Origin of the sequence: Williamsia herbipolensis (assembly GCF_000964005.1) — a bacterium.
Taxonomy (GTDB): domain Bacteria; phylum Actinomycetota; class Actinomycetes; order Mycobacteriales; family Mycobacteriaceae; genus Williamsia_A; species Williamsia_A herbipolensis.
On record NZ_JXYP01000038.1, the window covers coordinates 72879 to 90604 of the forward strand.

The 17726-nt window shown below is 68.6% G+C and carries 19 protein-coding genes and 1 pseudogene; 8 read left to right on the plus strand and 12 right to left on the minus strand.

Going from position 1 to position 17726, the window contains the following annotated elements; genetic code table 11:
• The first annotated feature begins 85 nt into the window (after window positions 1–85).
• The 4 genes from TU34_RS23725 (at window position 86) to TU34_RS19880 (ending at window position 4334) form a co-directional block, all read left to right on the plus strand.
• Entirely contained in the window at window positions 86–715 is a 630-nt protein-coding gene (locus tag TU34_RS23725) for a GntR family transcriptional regulator (RefSeq protein WP_045824638.1), read from the plus strand.
• Window positions 716–891: 176 nt separating this feature from the next.
• Window positions 892–2376, plus strand: a complete 1485-nt coding sequence (locus tag TU34_RS19870; RefSeq protein ID WP_238981404.1) for an MFS transporter — start codon at window positions 892–894, stop codon at window positions 2374–2376.
• A 53-nt stretch (window positions 2377–2429) separates the two neighbouring features.
• A complete protein-coding gene (locus TU34_RS19875; RefSeq protein ID WP_045824639.1) occupies window positions 2430–3347 on the plus strand; it encodes an ABC transporter substrate-binding protein in 918 nt (305 codons plus the stop codon).
• Window positions 3348–3350: 3 nt separating this feature from the next.
• The gene (locus TU34_RS19880; RefSeq protein WP_045824640.1) at window positions 3351–4334 is read left to right on the plus strand and encodes an ornithine cyclodeaminase family protein; all 984 of its coding nucleotides are present in this window, start codon (window positions 3351–3353) and stop codon (window positions 4332–4334) included.
• A 13-nt stretch (window positions 4335–4347) separates the two neighbouring features.
• On the opposite strand, the gene TU34_RS19885 is transcribed toward TU34_RS19880, so the two are convergent.
• Window positions 4348–5796, minus strand: coding sequence for an MFS transporter (locus TU34_RS19885; protein WP_045824641.1), 1449 nt, complete (start codon window positions 5794–5796; stop codon window positions 4348–4350).
• A 73-nt stretch (window positions 5797–5869) separates the two neighbouring features.
• On the opposite strand from TU34_RS19885, the gene TU34_RS22530 reads away from it, so the two are divergent.
• Window positions 5870–6529, plus strand: a complete 660-nt coding sequence (locus tag TU34_RS22530) for a TetR/AcrR family transcriptional regulator (RefSeq protein ID WP_160298561.1) — start codon at window positions 5870–5872, stop codon at window positions 6527–6529.
• Here TU34_RS22530 and TU34_RS19895 read toward each other — a convergent pair.
• The 8 genes from TU34_RS19895 to TU34_RS19930 form a co-directional block, all read right to left on the minus strand.
• Entirely contained in the window at window positions 6519–7592 is a 1074-nt protein-coding gene (locus TU34_RS19895; protein ID WP_045824642.1) for an SDR family oxidoreductase, read from the minus strand. The two genes, TU34_RS22530 and TU34_RS19895, sit on opposite strands and share 11 nt — an antisense overlap.
• A gap of 69 nt (window positions 7593–7661) precedes the next feature.
• On the minus strand, window positions 7662–8519 hold the full coding sequence (locus tag TU34_RS23980; protein WP_045824745.1) for a hypothetical protein: 858 nt from the start codon (window positions 8517–8519) through the stop codon (window positions 7662–7664).
• A 4-nt stretch (window positions 8520–8523) separates the two neighbouring features.
• A complete protein-coding gene (locus tag TU34_RS19905; RefSeq protein WP_045824643.1) occupies window positions 8524–8775 on the minus strand; it encodes a LapA family protein in 252 nt (83 codons plus the stop codon).
• Window positions 8776–8818: 43 nt separating this feature from the next.
• Complete coding sequence (locus TU34_RS19910; RefSeq protein WP_045824644.1) at window positions 8819–9526, minus strand: aquaporin; 708 nt, start codon at window positions 9524–9526, stop codon at window positions 8819–8821.
• A gap of 322 nt (window positions 9527–9848) precedes the next feature.
• Window positions 9849–10019 (minus strand): CsbD family protein, encoded by a 171-nt coding sequence (locus TU34_RS19915; RefSeq protein WP_045824645.1) that lies wholly within the window; start codon window positions 10017–10019, stop codon window positions 9849–9851.
• Window positions 10020–10114: 95 nt separating this feature from the next.
• On the minus strand, window positions 10115–10975 hold the full coding sequence (locus TU34_RS19920) for a GAF and ANTAR domain-containing protein (RefSeq protein ID WP_045824646.1): 861 nt from the start codon (window positions 10973–10975) through the stop codon (window positions 10115–10117).
• Window positions 10972–11457: a hypothetical protein gene (locus TU34_RS19925; RefSeq protein WP_045824647.1), complete on the minus strand. Its 486-nt coding sequence runs from the start codon at window positions 11455–11457 to the stop codon at window positions 10972–10974. The genes TU34_RS19920 and TU34_RS19925 overlap by 4 nt, the downstream gene beginning before the upstream one ends.
• A complete protein-coding gene (locus TU34_RS19930) occupies window positions 11454–12020 on the minus strand; it encodes an RNA polymerase sigma factor (RefSeq protein WP_045824648.1) in 567 nt (188 codons plus the stop codon). Before TU34_RS19930 ends, TU34_RS19925 begins: the two co-directional genes overlap by 4 nt.
• 208 nt (window positions 12021–12228) lie before the next feature.
• Between TU34_RS19930 and TU34_RS19935 the strand changes: the two genes are divergently transcribed.
• On the plus strand, window positions 12229–12468 hold the full coding sequence (locus TU34_RS19935) for a hypothetical protein (protein WP_045824649.1): 240 nt from the start codon (window positions 12229–12231) through the stop codon (window positions 12466–12468).
• Window positions 12469–12478: 10 nt separating this feature from the next.
• Here the strand turns inward: TU34_RS19935 and TU34_RS19940 are convergent.
• From TU34_RS19940 to TU34_RS19950, 3 genes and pseudogenes are all read right to left on the minus strand, one after another.
• Window positions 12479–13642, minus strand: a pseudogene (locus TU34_RS19940) (RNA polymerase sigma factor).
• A gap of 53 nt (window positions 13643–13695) precedes the next feature.
• Window positions 13696–14103, minus strand: coding sequence for a YciI family protein (locus TU34_RS19945; RefSeq protein ID WP_045824746.1), 408 nt, complete (start codon window positions 14101–14103; stop codon window positions 13696–13698).
• 120 nt (window positions 14104–14223) lie between these two features.
• Entirely contained in the window at window positions 14224–14502 is a 279-nt protein-coding gene (locus tag TU34_RS19950; protein ID WP_235455957.1) for a YrhK family protein, read from the minus strand.
• A 123-nt stretch (window positions 14503–14625) separates the two neighbouring features.
• Between TU34_RS19950 and TU34_RS19955 the strand changes: the two genes are divergently transcribed.
• The gene (locus TU34_RS19955; RefSeq protein WP_045824651.1) at window positions 14626–15858 is read left to right on the plus strand and encodes a multidrug effflux MFS transporter; all 1233 of its coding nucleotides are present in this window, start codon (window positions 14626–14628) and stop codon (window positions 15856–15858) included.
• Window positions 15859–16177: 319 nt separating this feature from the next.
• The gene (locus TU34_RS19960; protein ID WP_045824747.1) at window positions 16178–17686 is read left to right on the plus strand and encodes a DUF222 domain-containing protein; all 1509 of its coding nucleotides are present in this window, start codon (window positions 16178–16180) and stop codon (window positions 17684–17686) included.
• Window positions 17687–17726 lie beyond the last annotated feature (40 nt).

Genomic DNA, 17726 nt, shown 5'->3' on the forward strand with positions numbered 1-17726 from the left:
GCGTAGGTCGTCCGCATCGATCATGCCCGCAATCGGGCGACGATGCCGTCGGGCAGGAGGACGCCGCTCCACTACGCTCCGGGACGTGGACCCCGACACCATCGGCGACGACGAGTCACCGGGCGACGTCATCGCCCGTGTCGTCCGCGAGGACATCCTGGCCGGCCGCCTGGCGGCCGGGGAGCGTCTGGTGGAGGAGGCACTGGCCAAACAGTTCGGCGTGTCACGCGTACCGGTCCGTGAGGCGCTCGGCCAGCTCGAGGGCGAAGGGTTCGTCACCATCGTCCGATACCGCGGCGCAACCGTGTCGACATCGTTGCGCAAGGACAACAGGGAACTGCTGGAGGTGCGGCGCGGTCTCGAAGTGCTCGCCGCGCGGTTGGCGGCCGGCAGACGCGGAGGCGAGGTCGCCGACGAACTCGCCGCCTACGCGCGCCCCGCGCGGTTGCCGGACCGGGACGGCGCACCGACCTCTCGTCCGTTCCACGACCTGGTGGCGATCGCCGCCGGCAACGACCAGCTGCGGGAGATGCTCGCGACGGTGAGCAGGCGTGTCGCCTGGGGACTCGGCGACGACCCGGAGGCCTCCGAGTACGACCACGCCGCGCTGGCTCAGGCGATCCTCGGCGGTTCCGAGGTCCAGGCGGGTTTCCTGATGGACGAGCACCTGCGCCGAGATGAGCGCGCGGCCGACGTCGAGCGAACCGGACCGTAGAAGTCGTATACGACCTGACCGATAAATCCGCGCTTTAACACGTCTGTAGCGTAGGGTAACCAGAGTGACACGCCTTTTGTATACAAATTGGGGCAGTCGCCCCCGATCAGCGAGGCGATTCGCCGCCGATCACCAGATCTCCGGTGCCAGATACTCCCGTTCCCGGAGAAGTCGCCATGTCCATTCCCGCACCGCTCACCGAGCCGGCCACGCTCGTGCCCCCCACATCGACCGGCACCACCCCACCCGCCGACCACACCCCGCCGGCCCAGGGGCTGACCGCAACACTCGACCGCATCGGCTTCACCCGGGTGCAGGCCGCGGTCATCTTCCTCTTGATGGCCGGATTGTTCTTCGACAGCCTCGAGCAGAACTCGACCGGCGCCATGGGACCGCTCATCAAGGACTCGCTGGGTATCGGGAACGCGCAGTTGACGTTGATCAACACCGCAACGGTCATCGGCGGCCTGGTCGGCCGCCTCATCGGCGGTTACATCGCCGACCGCTGGGGCCGGCGCATGGCGCTCAGCCTCAACCTCCTCGTCTACACCCTCGGCGGCCTGATCAGTGCCGCAGCTGTCAACTACGAGATGCTGCTGGCCAGCCGCTTCATCGTCGGCATCGGCCTCGGCGGCGAGTTCACCGTCGGCCTGGCGATCCTCGCCGAGGTGGTGGCCACTCGTCACCGTGGTTCGCTGCTCGCGACGCTCAACATTTCCTCGGGCGGCATCGGCAACATCGCCTCGTTCGGATTCTTCCTGCTCGTTCTCGGCCCGCTCGGCAGCGTCCTCGGTGGAGCCGACCACTCGTGGCGCTGGACCTACGTGATACTCGCTCTGCCTGCGCTTCTCGTGGTCGCCTTCCGCCGCTATCTGCCCGAGTCGCCGCGGTTCCTGCTGTCGAAGGGCCGCGTGGACGAGGCCAACCAGTCGTTGACCCGCCTCGCGTCGGGCTCGATCTCCGGTCTGCGCAAGCCGGGCCCGACGAAGCATTTCGTCACCGCCGCAGATGCACTGCCGCACGTGAAGACCTCGTACGCCGAGGTGTTCAAGGGCCGCAACCTGCGACGCACCGCCGCGATCGGTTCGGCGTCGTGGATGTCGTTCGGCGCGCAGGTGACCCTGCTGTTCCTGATGCCGATCCTGCTGGTCTCGCGCGGCTACTCGCTGTCGGACTCGCTGTTGTTCACGATGATCATGAACATCGGCAGCCTGTTCGGTGCCTGCACTGCCTGCTACCTCGCGAGTCGGGTACCCCGCCGCATCACCGTGATGTCGGCCGCTGTCCTGGGCTGCATCGCCGCCATCGCCTTCGCGGTCTTCGCACAGAACGTGCTGTTGATCCTGGTGCTGGGCGCCATCTTCCAGTTCTTCACGATGCTGCTCAACACGATGCTGTCGGTCTGGACACCGGAGCTGTTCCCCACCTCCATCCGTGCCATGGGCGCCTCGGTGGTCAACGGGATCGGCAACGTGGCCGGCGCGGTCATGCCGTTCGCCGCACTGTTCTTCTTCAACATCGCCGGGGTCGCCGGGGTGTTCTTCATGATCGCCGCGATGTACGGCCTGCTGGTCGTCGCGGCCAAGTTCGGACCGGAGACGTTCGGCAAGTCCCTGGAGGCCGCCACTGAGGCCCCCTCCGACATACCGATCGCCGCCTGAGATCCGCACTTCCTGAACTCGATTCCCTCATCACCACAGAAAGCAGTCATGCAATGTCACATCTGGCCATCTCCGCCACCGCACACGGGCTCAACTACCTGCCCGAGTACTACGCGGACCACGCCGGCCTCTTCGCCGATCGCGACCTCACGGTCCATGCGAAGGCTTGCGACCCCTGGACCGGTGTCCTCGACGATCTGGCCACCGGCGCAGCCGATGTCGCCCTCGGCGGCATCTGGGTCCCGGGCATGTATCACGGCACCCCCCGCGAACTGACCGTGTTCGCCCAGCTCAATCATCAGTTCCCCAAGGCCCTCGTGACCCGCGAGGAACAGGCCACGGTGTTCGAGTGGTCGCAGCTGACCGGGAAGACCGTGCTCGCTCCCGGCATCGGCGGCAGCGCGCCGTACGCCATCACCGCCGGGATGATGCGCGAGTCGGGCACCGACTCAGCGGCCACCACCTTCCTGCGCGACCTGTCCACCCCGATGTTCGTGGAACTGTTCGAGGCCGGACTCGGTGACGCCATCATCCTTGACATCACCACCGCCCAGTCCATGCACGACCGAGGCACCGGCCACATCGCCGTCGAGTATGCCGAGGTCGGAGGTCTCGGACCCAACAGCGTGTACTACTGCCGCACAGATCGTTTCGAGGAGCTCGAAGAGCGCCTCGTCGCGTTCACGGCAGCGCTGAGCGACGGCATGGCGGCGGTACGCCAGGCGCCGGTCACCGAGCTCGAGCCACTGCTGGCCGAGCACTGGCCGTCCATGCCCCGGGCGACGCTGTCGGCGTCCTGCGCGCGGATCCAGCGCTCGCAGACCTGGGACACCGTCCGCATCGACGCCGACGCCACCGACCGGTGGATGCGCATCCTGGCCGAGGAGGGCATGGTGCGCACCGCGCCTGTCTTTGCCGACCTGGTGAACACCCGGGTCGTCGACGCTGCCGAGCTGGTAGCGGTCGGCTGACGAATGACCCTGGTGTTGCGGCACTCCCACGTGGCCGCCCTGCTCGATCGCGTCGCAATTCTGGGCGCGGTCGAGCAGGCCCATTCCGACCTCAGTACCCGCACCGCACAGAACCCCCGCCCGATCTCCATGCACGCACCTGACGACGGCGCGGTGATCGGCATGGCCGCCGAGCTCCGATCCGCGGGACTCGTTGCGGTGAAGGTCCTCTCGGATCTCCCCGGTAACCCTGCCCACGGCCGTCCGCGACAACGATCGACCATCGTCGTCACCTCCGCAGCCACCGGTCAGTGCGTCGCGCTGATCGACGGCCGTGCGATCACGGCGATGCGGACCGCGGCGACCAGTGCCATCGCGACCAAGCACCTCGCCCGCCCAGACGCCTCCACGCTCGGACTGGTCGGCGCGGGCAATCTCGCGGTCGAGCACACCCGCGCCATCGCGCTCGTGCGTCCCATCGAGCGCATCGTGGTGTGGTCCCGTTCGGTCTCGACGGCCGACGCGCTCAGTGAGAAGGTCGCCGATCTGAACATCCCCGTGGTATCCGCTGGATCGGTCGATGATGTTGTTGCACAGTCGGACATCGTCTGCACGCTGACCCCCTCGGTGACCCCGATCCTTCTCGGGGAGTCACTCCGACCGGGCATGCACGTCAACGCCGTCGGCGCGGCGCCCCGGCCCGACGAGCGGGAGGTGGACGGCACCGCGATGGCGCGCTCCCGCGTCGTCGTCGACAGCCGCGCCACCGCACTCGCCAAGTCGGGCGACGCGCTGCTCGCGATATCCGAGGGCGCGATCACCGAGTCCGACATCGACATCGAACTCGGTGACGTGATCAGCGGCCGTACGCCCGGCCGTCGCGACGCGGACGAGATCACCCTGTTCGACTCCACCGGGATCGGCCTGCAGGACCTCGCCACCGCGGCCCGGGTGATCGAGTGGGCGCGCGCCGCCGGCGTCGGCACCGACATCGACATGTCGGCCTGACGCCGGCGCACCGCTACACCGGTGCGAGCACGTCCTCGCGGTCGTGGGTCGCGAGCTTCGGCGACGACACGACGAGACCTGCGAGCGCGGCGAGGGTGGCCGCGACCGCACAGATGGTGAAGAGGACCTGGTAGCCGCCCAGCGACGGCAGCGCCGCACCGCCGACGGTGACGGTGATCGCCGCGAGCAGGCTGCCACCGACGGCACTGGCCAGGGTGCTGCCGAGTGACCGTGCGAGGGTGTTGATCCCGTTGGCGGCCGCGAGGTCCGCGGCAGGGGTGTGCACGTTGATCAGCGACGGCAGCGACGCGTAGGCGATACCCGTGCCGGCGCCGACGATGGTGCTGCCCAGGATGATCTGCCAGAGCGAATCGGTGAGCACGATGCGCACCACGAGCCCCGCGGCGATGATCAGACCACCGGCGAAGAGAACCTTTCCCGGTCCCCACGCCGCCATCAGCCGGGCCGCGACCGGTGCGAGCAGGAGCATGAGGATGCCGCTGGGCATGAGGCACAGTCCGGCGACGAGCACCGACGACCCGAACCCGTAGCCGGTCGCCTCGGGCGCCTGCACGTAGTTCGCGGTACCCACGAAGCTGGCGAACAGCGCGAAGCCCACGAAGATCGAGGCGACGTTCGTGATGGCGACGGGCGGATTCGACAGGGCGCGCATGTCGACGAGCGGATCGGGCGATCGCTTCTCGACGACGACGAGCAGCGCGAGAAGCACCACCGAGGCGACGAGCAGGCCGATGGTGGCGAACGAGCCCCAGCCCCACGACGATCCCTGCGACAGCGGCAGCACCAGGCAGACGAGACCGCCGACGAGGAGCACGATGCCGGGCACGTCGATCGCCCCGGGCCGTTCACCGCGCGGGTTGCCGACCACGGCGAGCACCAGCACGATGCTGGCGAGTGCACCGACCGCACCGATCCAGTACAGCGCGTGGTAGTCGAAGTGCTCGGCGACGATGCCGGCGAGCGGGAGACCCAGTGCGCCACCGACACCCAGCATCGCGCTGACGAGCGCGACCGCGGAGCCCTTGCGGGCCTCGGGCAGCACCGCCGAGAGCAGGCTGATGCCCAGGGGGATGGCCGCGCTGGACAGTCCGGTGATCGCGCGGCCCAGGATCATCACGCGGATGTCGTCGGTGAGCGCGTCGATCACCGAGCCGACGAGCAACGCCCCGAGTGCGACGATCAGCATCAGACGGCGTCCGTACATGTCGGCGAGTCGGCCGATCACCGGCACCGCCGCCGCACCGACGAGCAGTGTCGAGGTGAGCAGCCACTGCGCCTCGGTGGTCGAGGCTCCGATGTCCCGCGAGATCGTCGGCAGCACCGGGAGCACGAGGGTCTGCGCGAGCGCAGCCATCAGCGCACCGAGTCCGATCGCGATGATCTCGAGGTTGGCTCGCCATCCCGATCCGGCGTGCACCCCGTCTTGCGTCTCCGTCGTCATGTCACTCCACTCCCTCACTGTGCAAACGCTTGTTTACACAGAGACGGTAGACCGCTGTGGCATTCTGGTCAACATGCGTTTACATGAGTCGTCGCAGCACTCGGATCCCACCGGCGAGGCCGTGGGGCGCGAACGCAACGCCGACGCCACACGCGCCGACCTGCTCAAAGCCGCCAAGCGCCGGTTCACGGTCTACGGCTTCGAGCGGACCACCGTGCGCGAGATCGCCGCCGACGCGGGCGCCAACGTGTCGCTGATCAACCGATACTTCGGGTCGAAGGACGGCCTGCTCGCCGCGGTACTGGCCGAGACCGCGCTCGTGTTCGACGGCCGACCGACCGTCGGTGCGGCGCGACCCGAGACGGTCGTCGACGAGCTTCTCGCCGGCATGGCCCCCGACGCGTGGCCGGAGTTCGGACACGAGAACCCTCTGGTGCTGCTTCTCCGCGACGCCGCGGGCGACGAGGCGACGGCGAACCTGCGCCGACGGACGCTCGACGCGGTGATCGAGCGTTTCGCCGGGGACATCGCGAGCGGCGACACGGGCGGTGGCAGCGTGCCCGGAGATGAGGCCCGCCTGCGCGGCGCACTGCTCTTCGCCATGATGATCGGAGTCGTGTCGCTGCATTCGGCGTTGCCCGACAACGCCTTCGACGTCACCGACTCACCCCGCTTGCGCTCGATGCTCACCGAGATCGCAGCGTCGATCACCCGGACCGACGTCACGGGATGATGCGGGCCTCCCGGTAGCGGGCGACGGCGTCGGCGAAACTCTGCGGGGTGGAGCGGAATCCGAGGAATCCGGCCTGACGGCTCTTGGTCATGTCGGTGAGGCACTCGATGTCGCGGCCGAGGTCGCTGTCGGTGTGCCACCACGAGGCGAGACGGTCGACGTCGGGCTCGACGAGGTCGTGGGCCTTCGCGATCTCGGCCCACTCGGAGGCAGCGGAGCCCATGCGGTCGTCGAGCGGCTGCGGCTCGGAGTCGAAACCGACGGGCTCCACGTCGAACAGTTCCGCGATCTGGGGCCACAGCCACCGCCACCGGAACACGTCACCGTTGGCGACATTGAAGGGTTCATTCGCCCCCGCGTCATGAGTTGCGGCCCAGATCATCTGCTCGGCCAGCAGGCCGACGTCGGTCACGTCGGTGAGGCCGTCCCACTGGGTCTTCGACCCGGGGAACACGAACGGTCGGTTGTTCTGCTTGCACAGGGTGGCGTACACCGACAATGTCAGCGCCATGTTCATCGCGTTGCCGACCGCGAACCCGAAGATGGTGTGGGCCCGGTGCACGCTCCACGTGAACCCCATGCGCTCGGCGGCGGCGAAGAGCTCGTCTTCCTGTGCGTAGTAGAAGTTCTCGTTGTCGAGTCGGGGCTCGGACTCGTGGAACGGAGTCTCGGCCATCACCGCTGTTCCGTAGTCCTCGAAAGGGCCGAGGTAGTGCTTGAGTCCGGTCATCAATGACACGTGCCGCACCGACGACCCCTCCAACGCCGCGAACACGTTGCGCAGCAACAGCGAGTTGACCTCGATGTTCTCGGCCTCGGTGTCCTTCTTCATCCACGCGACCAGGAACACCACCTCGGGTTCGATGTCGCGCAGCTTCGCGGTGAGGTCATCGACGTCGAGGAGGTCGGCCGCGATGGGGGTCACGCCCTCGACCGGCAACGTCTCGTGGCGGGACAAGCCGTAGGTCGTCCAGCCCTCGTCGACGAGTTGGCGACTGATGGCCTGACCGGAGATGCCGGTCGCGCCCACCACGAGCGCGACTCCTGGGGTGTGTTCACTCATGACCAGTGCAGCACACCCGGCCGGTCACTTTGTTCCATCACGGCTGTGACCAGCGCGGAGCCGCCGCAGTCAGGCGACGGTGGGCTTGTCGGTCCGGAGCCACTCCACGCCCGATGCGACCGCATCCTTCAGCGCCGACCGTTCCCCGACGTAATCGGCGGCGGCACCCACCACGGGGACCGCGCTCAACGTCCGCCACAGACGCGACGGGCGTGGACGCCGCTTCGCCTCGCCGGCGACCTTGCGCAGGAGCTGCGCGGTCGACCAGATCCGCTTCACGACCGCGCGTGCCGACCGTGCGACCGAATGGTCGTCCTCGGCGGCCGGGAGCGGCTCGATGTCGTCGGCGGTGGAGGGTTCGAGCAGTGTGGCCGAGGTGATCGTCCGGCCACAGAGCACGGCGGCGAGCAGGTCGGTCTGCCGCGTGCGGTCGATGACACCGTGCACGCGGGCGACGGCGCACAGGACGAACGCCTGCTGGGTGAACCCGAGCACGTCCTGGATCGGCAGACGGTCGGCCGCCGCACCGAACACGCCCGGGTAGGCGACCAGTACCGCGGTCAGCGACCCGACCCGGTCGACCCACCAGTCGGTGCGTTCGTCGGTGTCGAGCGCCTCCCACTTCGGCGACCCCGGAGCAGAGGCCGCGTTGGTCACCCATGCCAGGGAGTCGGCGACTTTCGCCACCGCCCTGTCGGAGAACGAGTCCTCGTCACCGTCGGCCACGCCGTCGCCGTCGGTCGAGGCGTCGCCGTGGGTCGCGGCGTCGTCGTCGGTCGCGGCGCCGTCGGTGTCGTGTGCCGCCGCGGCCTCGGCACGGTCCTCGCCGAACGGATGGCTGTTCTCGAGGACGTCGAGGACTGGCGCGATCATGCCGGTGGCCCGGTGCAGGATCGCGGCGACCTCGGCGTCGGTCAGGTCTTTCACGAGATCACTTGACCGCGCGACGAACCCGCACCGCTGCACTGACGATGAGGGCGATGACCGCACCGACGACGGCGGCGCCGAGCATGGCGACACCCACGCCGAGATCGAAGTCGAAGCTGATGAACTTGATGGTCGTGTGCACCGTGTTCTGCAGGACGAACACCACGAGGGCGATGACGAGGACCAACGCGACGACGAGCGAGATCTTCGTGACAACGCTGGTGCCGGAACGCTTCGCGGGAGTGGAGGTGGTCATGGACGGTTCCTTTCGGGAGGGTGGAGCAGGTGGTGTGGAGTGATCAGGCCGCGCGGGCCGGTGTGACGAGCAGCCGGTGCACCGACGCCGCGATCACGGCACCGACGAGCGGGAAGACGATGAACACCCAGAGCTGGGACAGCGCGAGGTGTCCGGTGAGGACAGCGGGACCGATGGACCGCGCCGGGTTGACCGACGTGGAGTCGATGCCGATGGCGACGAGATGGAGCACGGTGAGCGTGAGGCCGATGGGCACTCCCGCGGCGTGCGGGGCGGATGCGGTGCGCGACGTCGCCGACAGCACCACGAACACCAGGATCGCGGTCGCGACGACCTCGATGATCGCGACGGGCACGAGCCCGTATCCGCCGGTCGATGCCGAGCCGAAGCCGTTGGTGCCCAGGCCATCCGCAGCGCGGCTGTAACCGGGACGACCCGATGCCACGGCCAGCACGACCGCTGCGCCCGCGATGGCACCGATGACCTGCGCGACGACGTAGACGGCCGCTCGCGCCGGTTCGATGCCCCGGCTGAGCAAGACGCCCAGCGTCACCGCGGGGTTCACGTGGCAGCCCGAGATGGGACCGATCGCGAATACCAGGGCGAGCAGCGTGAGGCCGAAGGCGAGCGCGATGCCGATCGTCCCGACGCTGTCACCGGCGAGTACCGCGGTACCCACGCCACCGACGACGAGCAGCCCGGTTCCGATACCCTCGGCGGTCGCGGCGCGCGCGGTCGAGACCTCGCTCATCGCTGCTTCGAGCGGTTCTCGCGGCGCTCGTGCCACTTCTTCTTGGCGAATCCCCATGTGACGCGGCCGAGTCCGGCGTACAGACGGCTCGCGACGCTCCTGTGTTCACTCATCGTGTCTCCGAACGTGTTCTGCGCACACGTCATCCGGCCGAAAGCCATGGGGACAGCGGCCGATGATGTGCAGCGAAATGGTGAGCGACGGGACCGAGTGGCCCGTCGGTGTGACGGGGCGGCGTCGTGCGCACGCCCGCGGGGCGGCCTGCGCGGCCGCAGTGGTCACCCGGTTCGCGTCGATGGCGAACCGGGTGACACGGAAGCGGTTACTTGAAGGTGTCCTTGATGTTCTCGCCGACCTTCTTCACGCCGGCCGAACCCTGGTCCTTCTTGCCCTCGGCCTCGAGGTCCTTGTTGTCGGTGACGTCCCCGATGACCTCTTTGGCCTTGCCGACGGCGTCTTCGGCAGCGTTCTTTGCCTTGTCAACGATTCCCATAGCAATCCCACTTTCATCCGGGGCCCCTGATTGGGGTCACAGGCATGTAGTCGGGGCGCGCCCGTGTTGTGCACGCGCAAGATCTGTGAAGTGGATCACACGGCGGTGTCAGCGGGCGGATCGGCGGCGGGGACCGCGGTGTGCCCGGCGATCATCTCGGTGGCGATGTCGCGCACCCTGCGGTTGGTGTTCTGCGACTGCGCGCGCAGCATCGCGAACGCCTGCTCGGCGCCCACCCCGTGGCGACCCATGATCATGCCCTTGGCCTGCTCGATGGGCGCGCGCGAACTGAGCGCGGCCCGCAAGGCGTCGGCGACCTCGACCGCGGACTTGAAGCGCGCGAAGTCACCGATGGCGCGGGACACCGTGGTGGCCAGCAGTTCGATGATGTCGGCGTCGACGGTGTCGAATGCCGCGGCCGCCGCACCGTAGAGATTCAGGGCGCCGAGGGGTTGGTCCTGCGCCGCGAGGGCCGCGGCGAGGAAGGAATGGATGTTCTCCTGCGCCGCCGACGCGGCGAACTCCGGCCACCGCTGGGTGCCTGCGTCGACATCGACCAGGACGGTCTCCCCGGTGCGCGCCGCGTGCAGACACGGTCCGTCACCGGCGTCGTACTGCTCCTGGTCGACCCGCAGGGTCCGTGAATCGGTGTGCACCGCGGTGTAGGTGCGGCCGCCGAGGGCGATGGTGATGCTGGTGCACGTGGCACCGTCGATGGCCTCGTGCGCCACATCGACGACGCGCTGCAGCAACACGATCAGGTCGTCCTCGTCGGTGATGCTGCCGCCGAGGGCGACGAGCATGGTGGCGAGCGTCGCCGGGGTGGCGTCCGAGGTCGCGACCGCGGTCGCGACCTCCACGGCCTCGTCGGTGGCGCCGTCGGGGGTCGCGGCGAGCAACGACGTGCTCGTCCGTGGGTCCGACGCCGGGTCGTCGCCGGAAATCGGGGTGATCATCGCGAGTCCTCCTCGTCGGGTGGGGTGTCGGTCCGACGCACCGAGACGTCGACCGACTGGGTCAACACGGCGTGGCGGGCCTCGCCCAGCACATCCCGCACGACGTCGAGAACGAGCCGGCGCACCCGCGCCACGAGGGCGTCGAGGTCGGTGGGTTCCGAGCCGTGCAGGCCCACCCGGACGCCGGTGAGCTGACCGCCGTCGATGTCGAGATCGACCGCCGACGGCCGGTGCGCGTCACCCCGCAGAGCGCGTGCGAGCACGGCGCGCAACGCGTGCTCGCGCACGGTGAGGTCCCCGAGCCGGTGCTCGGCGGGCGTGCCGAGCGACAGCAGACGCCCGCTGCGCGCGGTCGCCCGCACGCGGTCGAGGACGCCGTCGGCGATGCCGTCCCATCCCGCCTGGGCGCGATCGCGGAGATCGGCGACGAGCTGTCGGGAGATCAGGTCGTCGTCGGGGGGTGGGGTGGGTGCGGCGCTCACTGCCAACTCCTCATCGATCCGCGCAAGGCTGTTCGGGCGCGGACGTAGTGACCGCGGGCGGCCGCCGACGCCACGCCCAGCACCTCGCCGATGTCGCCGAAGGGCATCTGTTCGACCTCGCGGAGGATCCAGGCGGCACGTTGGCGTGGGGGCAACACCGACAGCTCCTTCTCGAGTGCGTCGACGAACGCGTCGGAGGTGGTCGCTGAGAGCGGCAGCCCCAGCGTCGAGGGTCCACCGAGGTCGAGGATGTCATCGCCGATGGGAACCGGCGACCGTTTGCGGTAGGCGTCGACGATCTTGCGGGAGCAGATGGCGAACAGCCATGTCTGAACCGAGCTGTCATGACGGAAGTGGTCGAGTCCGCGCCATGCGGCGACGAAGGAGTCCTGCACCACCTCCTGCACGGTGCATTCGTCGGCGAGCATGCGGCGCGCGAAGCCGTGCAGACGTGGACCGAACCGGTCGACGAGGGTGTCGAAGGCGCCGCGATCGCCGAGGCGCGCGTGCTCGACGAGCTCGCGATCGGTCAGGACAACAGCGTCCTGGTCGTCTCCCCACACAGAAATACCCCTTCACAGCCACGGCTCCGCTCGGCAAGCCATCACGTGGAAGAGGCAGACCAACTTTATGTCGTTCGGCGCCGCAGCTCCCACAGGGGTCGAGATCAGACGTGGTGTTTGTCACACCACCTCGGCATTCGACGGGGAGGAGAGTGGACGACTACGCCCATGTCGGGCGATCCCGACATCCCTGCGAGGAGGCCCGACCATGTACTCCGAAGGTGCCCACACCGACGCCGCGGTGGTCGATGCGGTCCTCGCCGTCGAGGATGTCGTCGCGATAGTTGACAACCCCGACGACCCCGAACACACCGACGACACACACATCCACGTGACCGTCACCGATGCCCACGATCCGACGGTCACCGCGCACAACGTCCGAAACGCCGCGCACCGGGTGACCGGCGGGCGAGTCGACGTGACGATCGAGGAGATCCTCGAACGCTGATCGCCCGCGGTCAGCGCCCGCGGGCGGCGGCGTTGAGACGCGCGGCCTGACGTGTCAGGTGGTCGCGTTCGAGCAGGTTCGACGCCGCCGATGCGGCGCGGGCGTACAGCTCTGCGGCAGTGAGCGCGTCACCGGCGCGCTCGTGCAGGTGGGCGGCAACGGCGGTGGGACGCGGGAGTGCCGGATCGAGATCGACGAACGCCGCGAGCCCGGCGGCGCCACCGTCTGCCTCACCGACGGCGACGGCTCGGTTGAGCCGTGCCACGGGGCTGTCGGTGAGGGCGATCAGCTCGTCGTACCACTCGACGATCTGCACCCAGTCGGTCTCGGCGGCCGAGGGCGCGTCGGCGTGCAATGCCGCGATCGCGGCCTGGGCCTGATACTCGCCCAGCCGATCCCGGGCCAAGGCGCCCTGCAGCACGGACACACCCTCGGCGATGAGCGTTGTGTCTTAACGACTCCGGTCCTGCTCGGCCAGCGCCACCAAGGATCCGTCGGACGCATGTCGCGCTTCCCGCCGTGCGTGGTGGAGCAGCATCAGGGCCAGCAGACCGGCGACCTCCTCGTGGTCGATCACCGCGAGCAGTGCACGGACCAACCGGATCGCCTCCGCCGCGAGGTCGATGTCGCCCGAATACCCATCGTTGAAGACGAGATAGAGCACCCACAGCGCGGTCGCCACATCGCCTGGCGCATCGAATCGGACCCCGGCGATGGTCCGCTTGGCGCGGCTGATGCGTTGGGCCATCGTCGCTTCCGGGACGAGATAGGCCTCTGCGATCTGCCGCGTCGTGAGGCCCCCGACAGCCCGCAACGTCAGCGCGACCGCCGATGCCGGCGTGAGAGACGGATGCGCACACAGCAGATACAGCGCAAGGGTGTCGTCGGTGGACGGAACGGGCCCCGGCGACGGCTCGTCCTCCATCCGCTCCTCACGCAGCCTCCGCGACGAGTCCGCGCGTGTGGCGTCGACGAACTTGCGCCACGCGACCGTGATCAGCCAACCCCGCGGCTCGCGCGGCGGATCGTCCGGCCAGATCCGCAAGGCCTCGACGAGCGCGTCCTGCACCGCGTCCTCGGCACGGGCGAAGTCGGCGCCGCGGGCGACGACGACCTCGATCACCCCCGGAACGAGGGATCGGATGAGGTCGGCGCCGACCGCGTCAGGCGGCATGTGTCACTCCGTGACCGTCATCCACTCGTCACTCCGTGACCGTCATCCACTTGTCACTCCGTGACGGCAGGCGACTCGGTGAGGAACGGCCGTACCTCGAGCCACTCGTGGATCGGCTCCCCGCCACGGCCCGGTGCCGCCGAGAGCTCACCGGCGAGTGCGACCGCGCGATCCCAGTTCTCGACGTCGATGATCATCCACCCCGCGATGAGGTCCTTGGTCTCCGCGAACGGCCCAACGGTCACCGGCGGCCGCCCCTCGCCGTCGTACCGGACCCACGCACCCTCGGGGGCCAGGGCCTGACCGTCGACGAACTCGCCGCTGTCCTCGAGTCGGCCCGCGAAATCGTTCATGTACTGCATGTGTGCCGAGATCTCGTCCTCGGTCCACTGGTCCATCGGCACGTCGTTGCGCGGGGCGGGGGCTCCGCGGTAGTGCTTCAGCAGCAGGTACTTCGCCATGGTGTTCTCCTCGGTGCGGTGCGGCCCATTCTGGCCGCGCTCGACACAGGGACGGAACCGATCGACGGTTCTCGACATCGCCGGACAGGAAAAATGTCGCCGGATGTCGAACCCGGTACCTCAGTAGTCGTTCGTGGTGTCGACCGCGGTGCCCGTCGGACTCAGTCGTTGCAGGTGGACGCGGCGCGCGAGCCGGATGACGGGACGGATCAGCAACTCGACACTGCCCGCGAGGAACAGCCAGGTCCCGGCGTAGGTGGTGGATTCGCCGAAGAAGAGGATGCTGCCGACGATGAACCAGATCGCCACGAGGATGTCGTTGACGATGCTGACCACCTCCCACCGCTGACGGATCACGAGTTCCTCGCGGCCGATGGTGAACGTCAGTTCGTTGCTCATGAGCCCATCCTCCATCGGCCTGTCGGTGCGTGGCTCGCATTCCAGACGTCGGCACCACCCGACTCAACGGGCGTTGAGATTCGGGTGGTACACATGTCGAGACCGACCCGGCAGGAGGCACCCATGACGACCACGTCCCGTTCCGCGGACCGCCACGGCGGAACCCGAGGCGAGCGCACACCCATCGGCACCCTGCTGCTCATCGTGCTCGCGTCGCTCTCGGCGATCGCGCCGATCGCCACCGACCTCTACCTGCCCGCGTTCCCCACGATGACCGGCGATCTGGCGACCGGCGCCACTGCCGTACAGCTCACCTTCACCGCGTTCCTCGTGGGTGTCGCGGTGGGGCAACTCGTCTTCGGACCGTTGTCGGATCGGGTCGGACGTCTGCGTCCCCTGATCGGCGGCGCCGCGATCTGCGTGATCGCCAGCGCGCTGGCCGCACTGGCCCCGACGATCGAACTGCTGGTCGCCGCGCGTTTCGTCCAGGGTCTGGCCGGCGCGGCCGGCATGGTGATCGGGCGCGCGGTCATCAGCGACCTCGCCGCCGGGCCCGCAGCGGCCCGGGCGTTCAGCATCATGACGCTCGTGACCGGCGTGGCACCGATCCTCGCCCCGTTCGTCGGCAGCCTCCTCATCGGCGGCGTCGGGTGGCGCGGGGTCCTCTGGGTGGTCTTCGCACTCGCCGCGGTCATGCTCGTCGCGGTCGTCGCCGTGGTGCGCGAGACGCACACACCCGAGCGCCGACGCCGGGCTCGCATGGAAAGCGCCGAGAACGGTTCGGCAGCAACGGATCTGATCTCGCGTGCATTCCTCGGCAACACCGGGGCCTACGGATTCGGCTTCGCCGTGATGATGGCCTACATCGCCGCGTCACCCTTCATCTACCAGGTGCTGCTCGGCATGAACGAGATCGCGTACGGGGTGTCGTTCGGCACGAACGCCGCCGGTCTCGTCGTCGTCGGCAGCGTGGCGGCACGACTGTCCGCGAGCCGGTCGATCAGGGGGATGCTCGGCCTTGGGCTCTCGGTCGTCGGCGCGGCGACCGTCGCCCTGCTCATCGTCGTGGTGGCGGGTGCACCGCACTGGCTCATCCCGATCCCCATCTTCGTCGCCGTGTCCGGCCTCGGACTGGTACTCGGCAACGCCACGGCCGCGGCCCTGCAGGCGGTCCCGCGCGCATCGGGCTCGGGGTCAGCATTGTTGGGTGCCTTGCAGTTCGGGCTCGGCGCCGCGGTGTCGCCCCTGGTCAGTCTCGGTGGCGAGAGCGATCCCCTCCCGCTGGCGATCGTGATGGTCACCTGCGCTCTCATCGCCCTCGCCGCCTTCGTTGTCGCCGGCCGGCCATCCGACTGACCTCCCGCACCGAAGCCATAGCTGCTCCGCAGACGGCGAGCTCAGACATGTCCGCTGCGGCTTGGCGATCGGCGGGGTCGCACTTCTCGAAGCATTCAAAACTGCAACGCGCACAGCATCGTCCTGGCATCGGGCATCCACAGGAACGGTCTGTTCACAGCCACGAGTTTCACCACGGGGCATTGTCGTACCCCTGTTCTAGGCTTCTTGTATGGCTGACGCGGGGGTGCGGCGAGTGAGAATCGAGCGCAGCGAGGCTCGGAGCGAAGGCGCGTCCACCCCCGTTGTCACAGCTTGGGCTGGGGTGGATGCGGGGTCGGTGGGATTGCTCACCGATCATGTTGCTGCACCGGTGAACGCGTTGTTGGGCAACATGGTTCACGCCGCCGCCGGGCAGGCGTTCCTGGAGTGGACCCGGTACAGGGATGCCGGTGAACTGCACCGGCAGTTGGTGGTGCCAGAAGAAGCGTCGGATCGTCGGACGTTCGACGCGACCATGCAATGCGCGGCCCGGATCGCGATCACCCACTCCATCTCCCAGGGCGCGGCCGAGCGGATCGTCGACACCGCCGTCGCTTTACGCGACCGGTTACCGAAGGTGGCCGAGTGTCTGCGCGACGGGAAACTGGCACCGCGGTATGTGCGAGTGATCGTCGAACGCACCGACCTCGTTCTCGACCGCGAAGATCAGCAGGTCGTCGACACCGAGATCGCAGCAGCATTGCGGCGGCGGGGGTCCTGGTCGCCGTCGCGGATCCGGGACATGGTCGACCGCAGCGTCTACCGCGTCGACCCCGACGCCGTCCGAGCCCGCCGCAAGGCTGCAGTCGACGCTCGCGGATTCTGGACCGAACCCCTCGCCGACGGCATGGCACGCGTCGAGGCCACCTCCACCGCCGAGAAAGCCATCCAGATATCGCGACGGGTCGACGCTTTGGCCCGTGCGGTCTGCGACAAGGACGGCCGCACCCTTGCCGCGCGGAAGTCCGATGCCCATTTTTGTCTCGTCATGGGGGTGGCGTGGGAATGCCAGTGCGGCAGCGACGACTGCGACGCACCCACCATCGACGATGCCGCCCCCGCACCGCGCACGATGCCCGGCACCGGCAGCAGCATGACGCTGCATGTCATCTGTGATCTGGAGACTGTCGCCGGGGACGGGGAGACGCCGTGTTTCCTCGACGGCTACGGCGTGATCTCCCCAGCGCATCTCGACGAGCTGCTCACCGAACCCGGTGTGACGATCGCCCCGATCGGGCATTCCGATGACCCGCTCGCACCCCACACGCCAGGCAATCCGTATCGGCCGTCGACCGCACTGGACACCGTGGTGCGGGCCCGGTCGTTGTACTGCGACGTCGCAGGATGCGAAAGACCCGCGTGGGTGTGCGACATCGACCACGTCCGCGAGTACGACCACGACAATCCCTGCGCGGGTGGGCAGACATGCCCCGGGAACACCGGATCCAAGTGCCGGCTGCACCACAACCTCAAAACCCACACCGACTTCCTCGACGACCAGACCATCGGCCGCGACGGCCGCATCACATCAGTGATCATCACCCCCGAAGGCTTGACGGTGGCCGGGCCCGCATTCGACGGCACCGACCTGTTCCCGGCCTTGAAGGACATCCGATTCACCGCACCCCAGAACGCGCCAACCGCTCCTGGACCCGCCGAAGAGCCAGCACCCACCAGACGCCGACCACGCCTGGCGGACAAACACGCCCGCCGCCAGACAGAACGCGAACACAACTGCCGCACCCGCGAAACCGAGGAACAGGCCCGGGCCTCTGACCCCGCCAACGACGAGCTGCCGCCCTTCTGAGACGACCCGCCACGGTCGGCGACGCAGGATACGGTCGGGC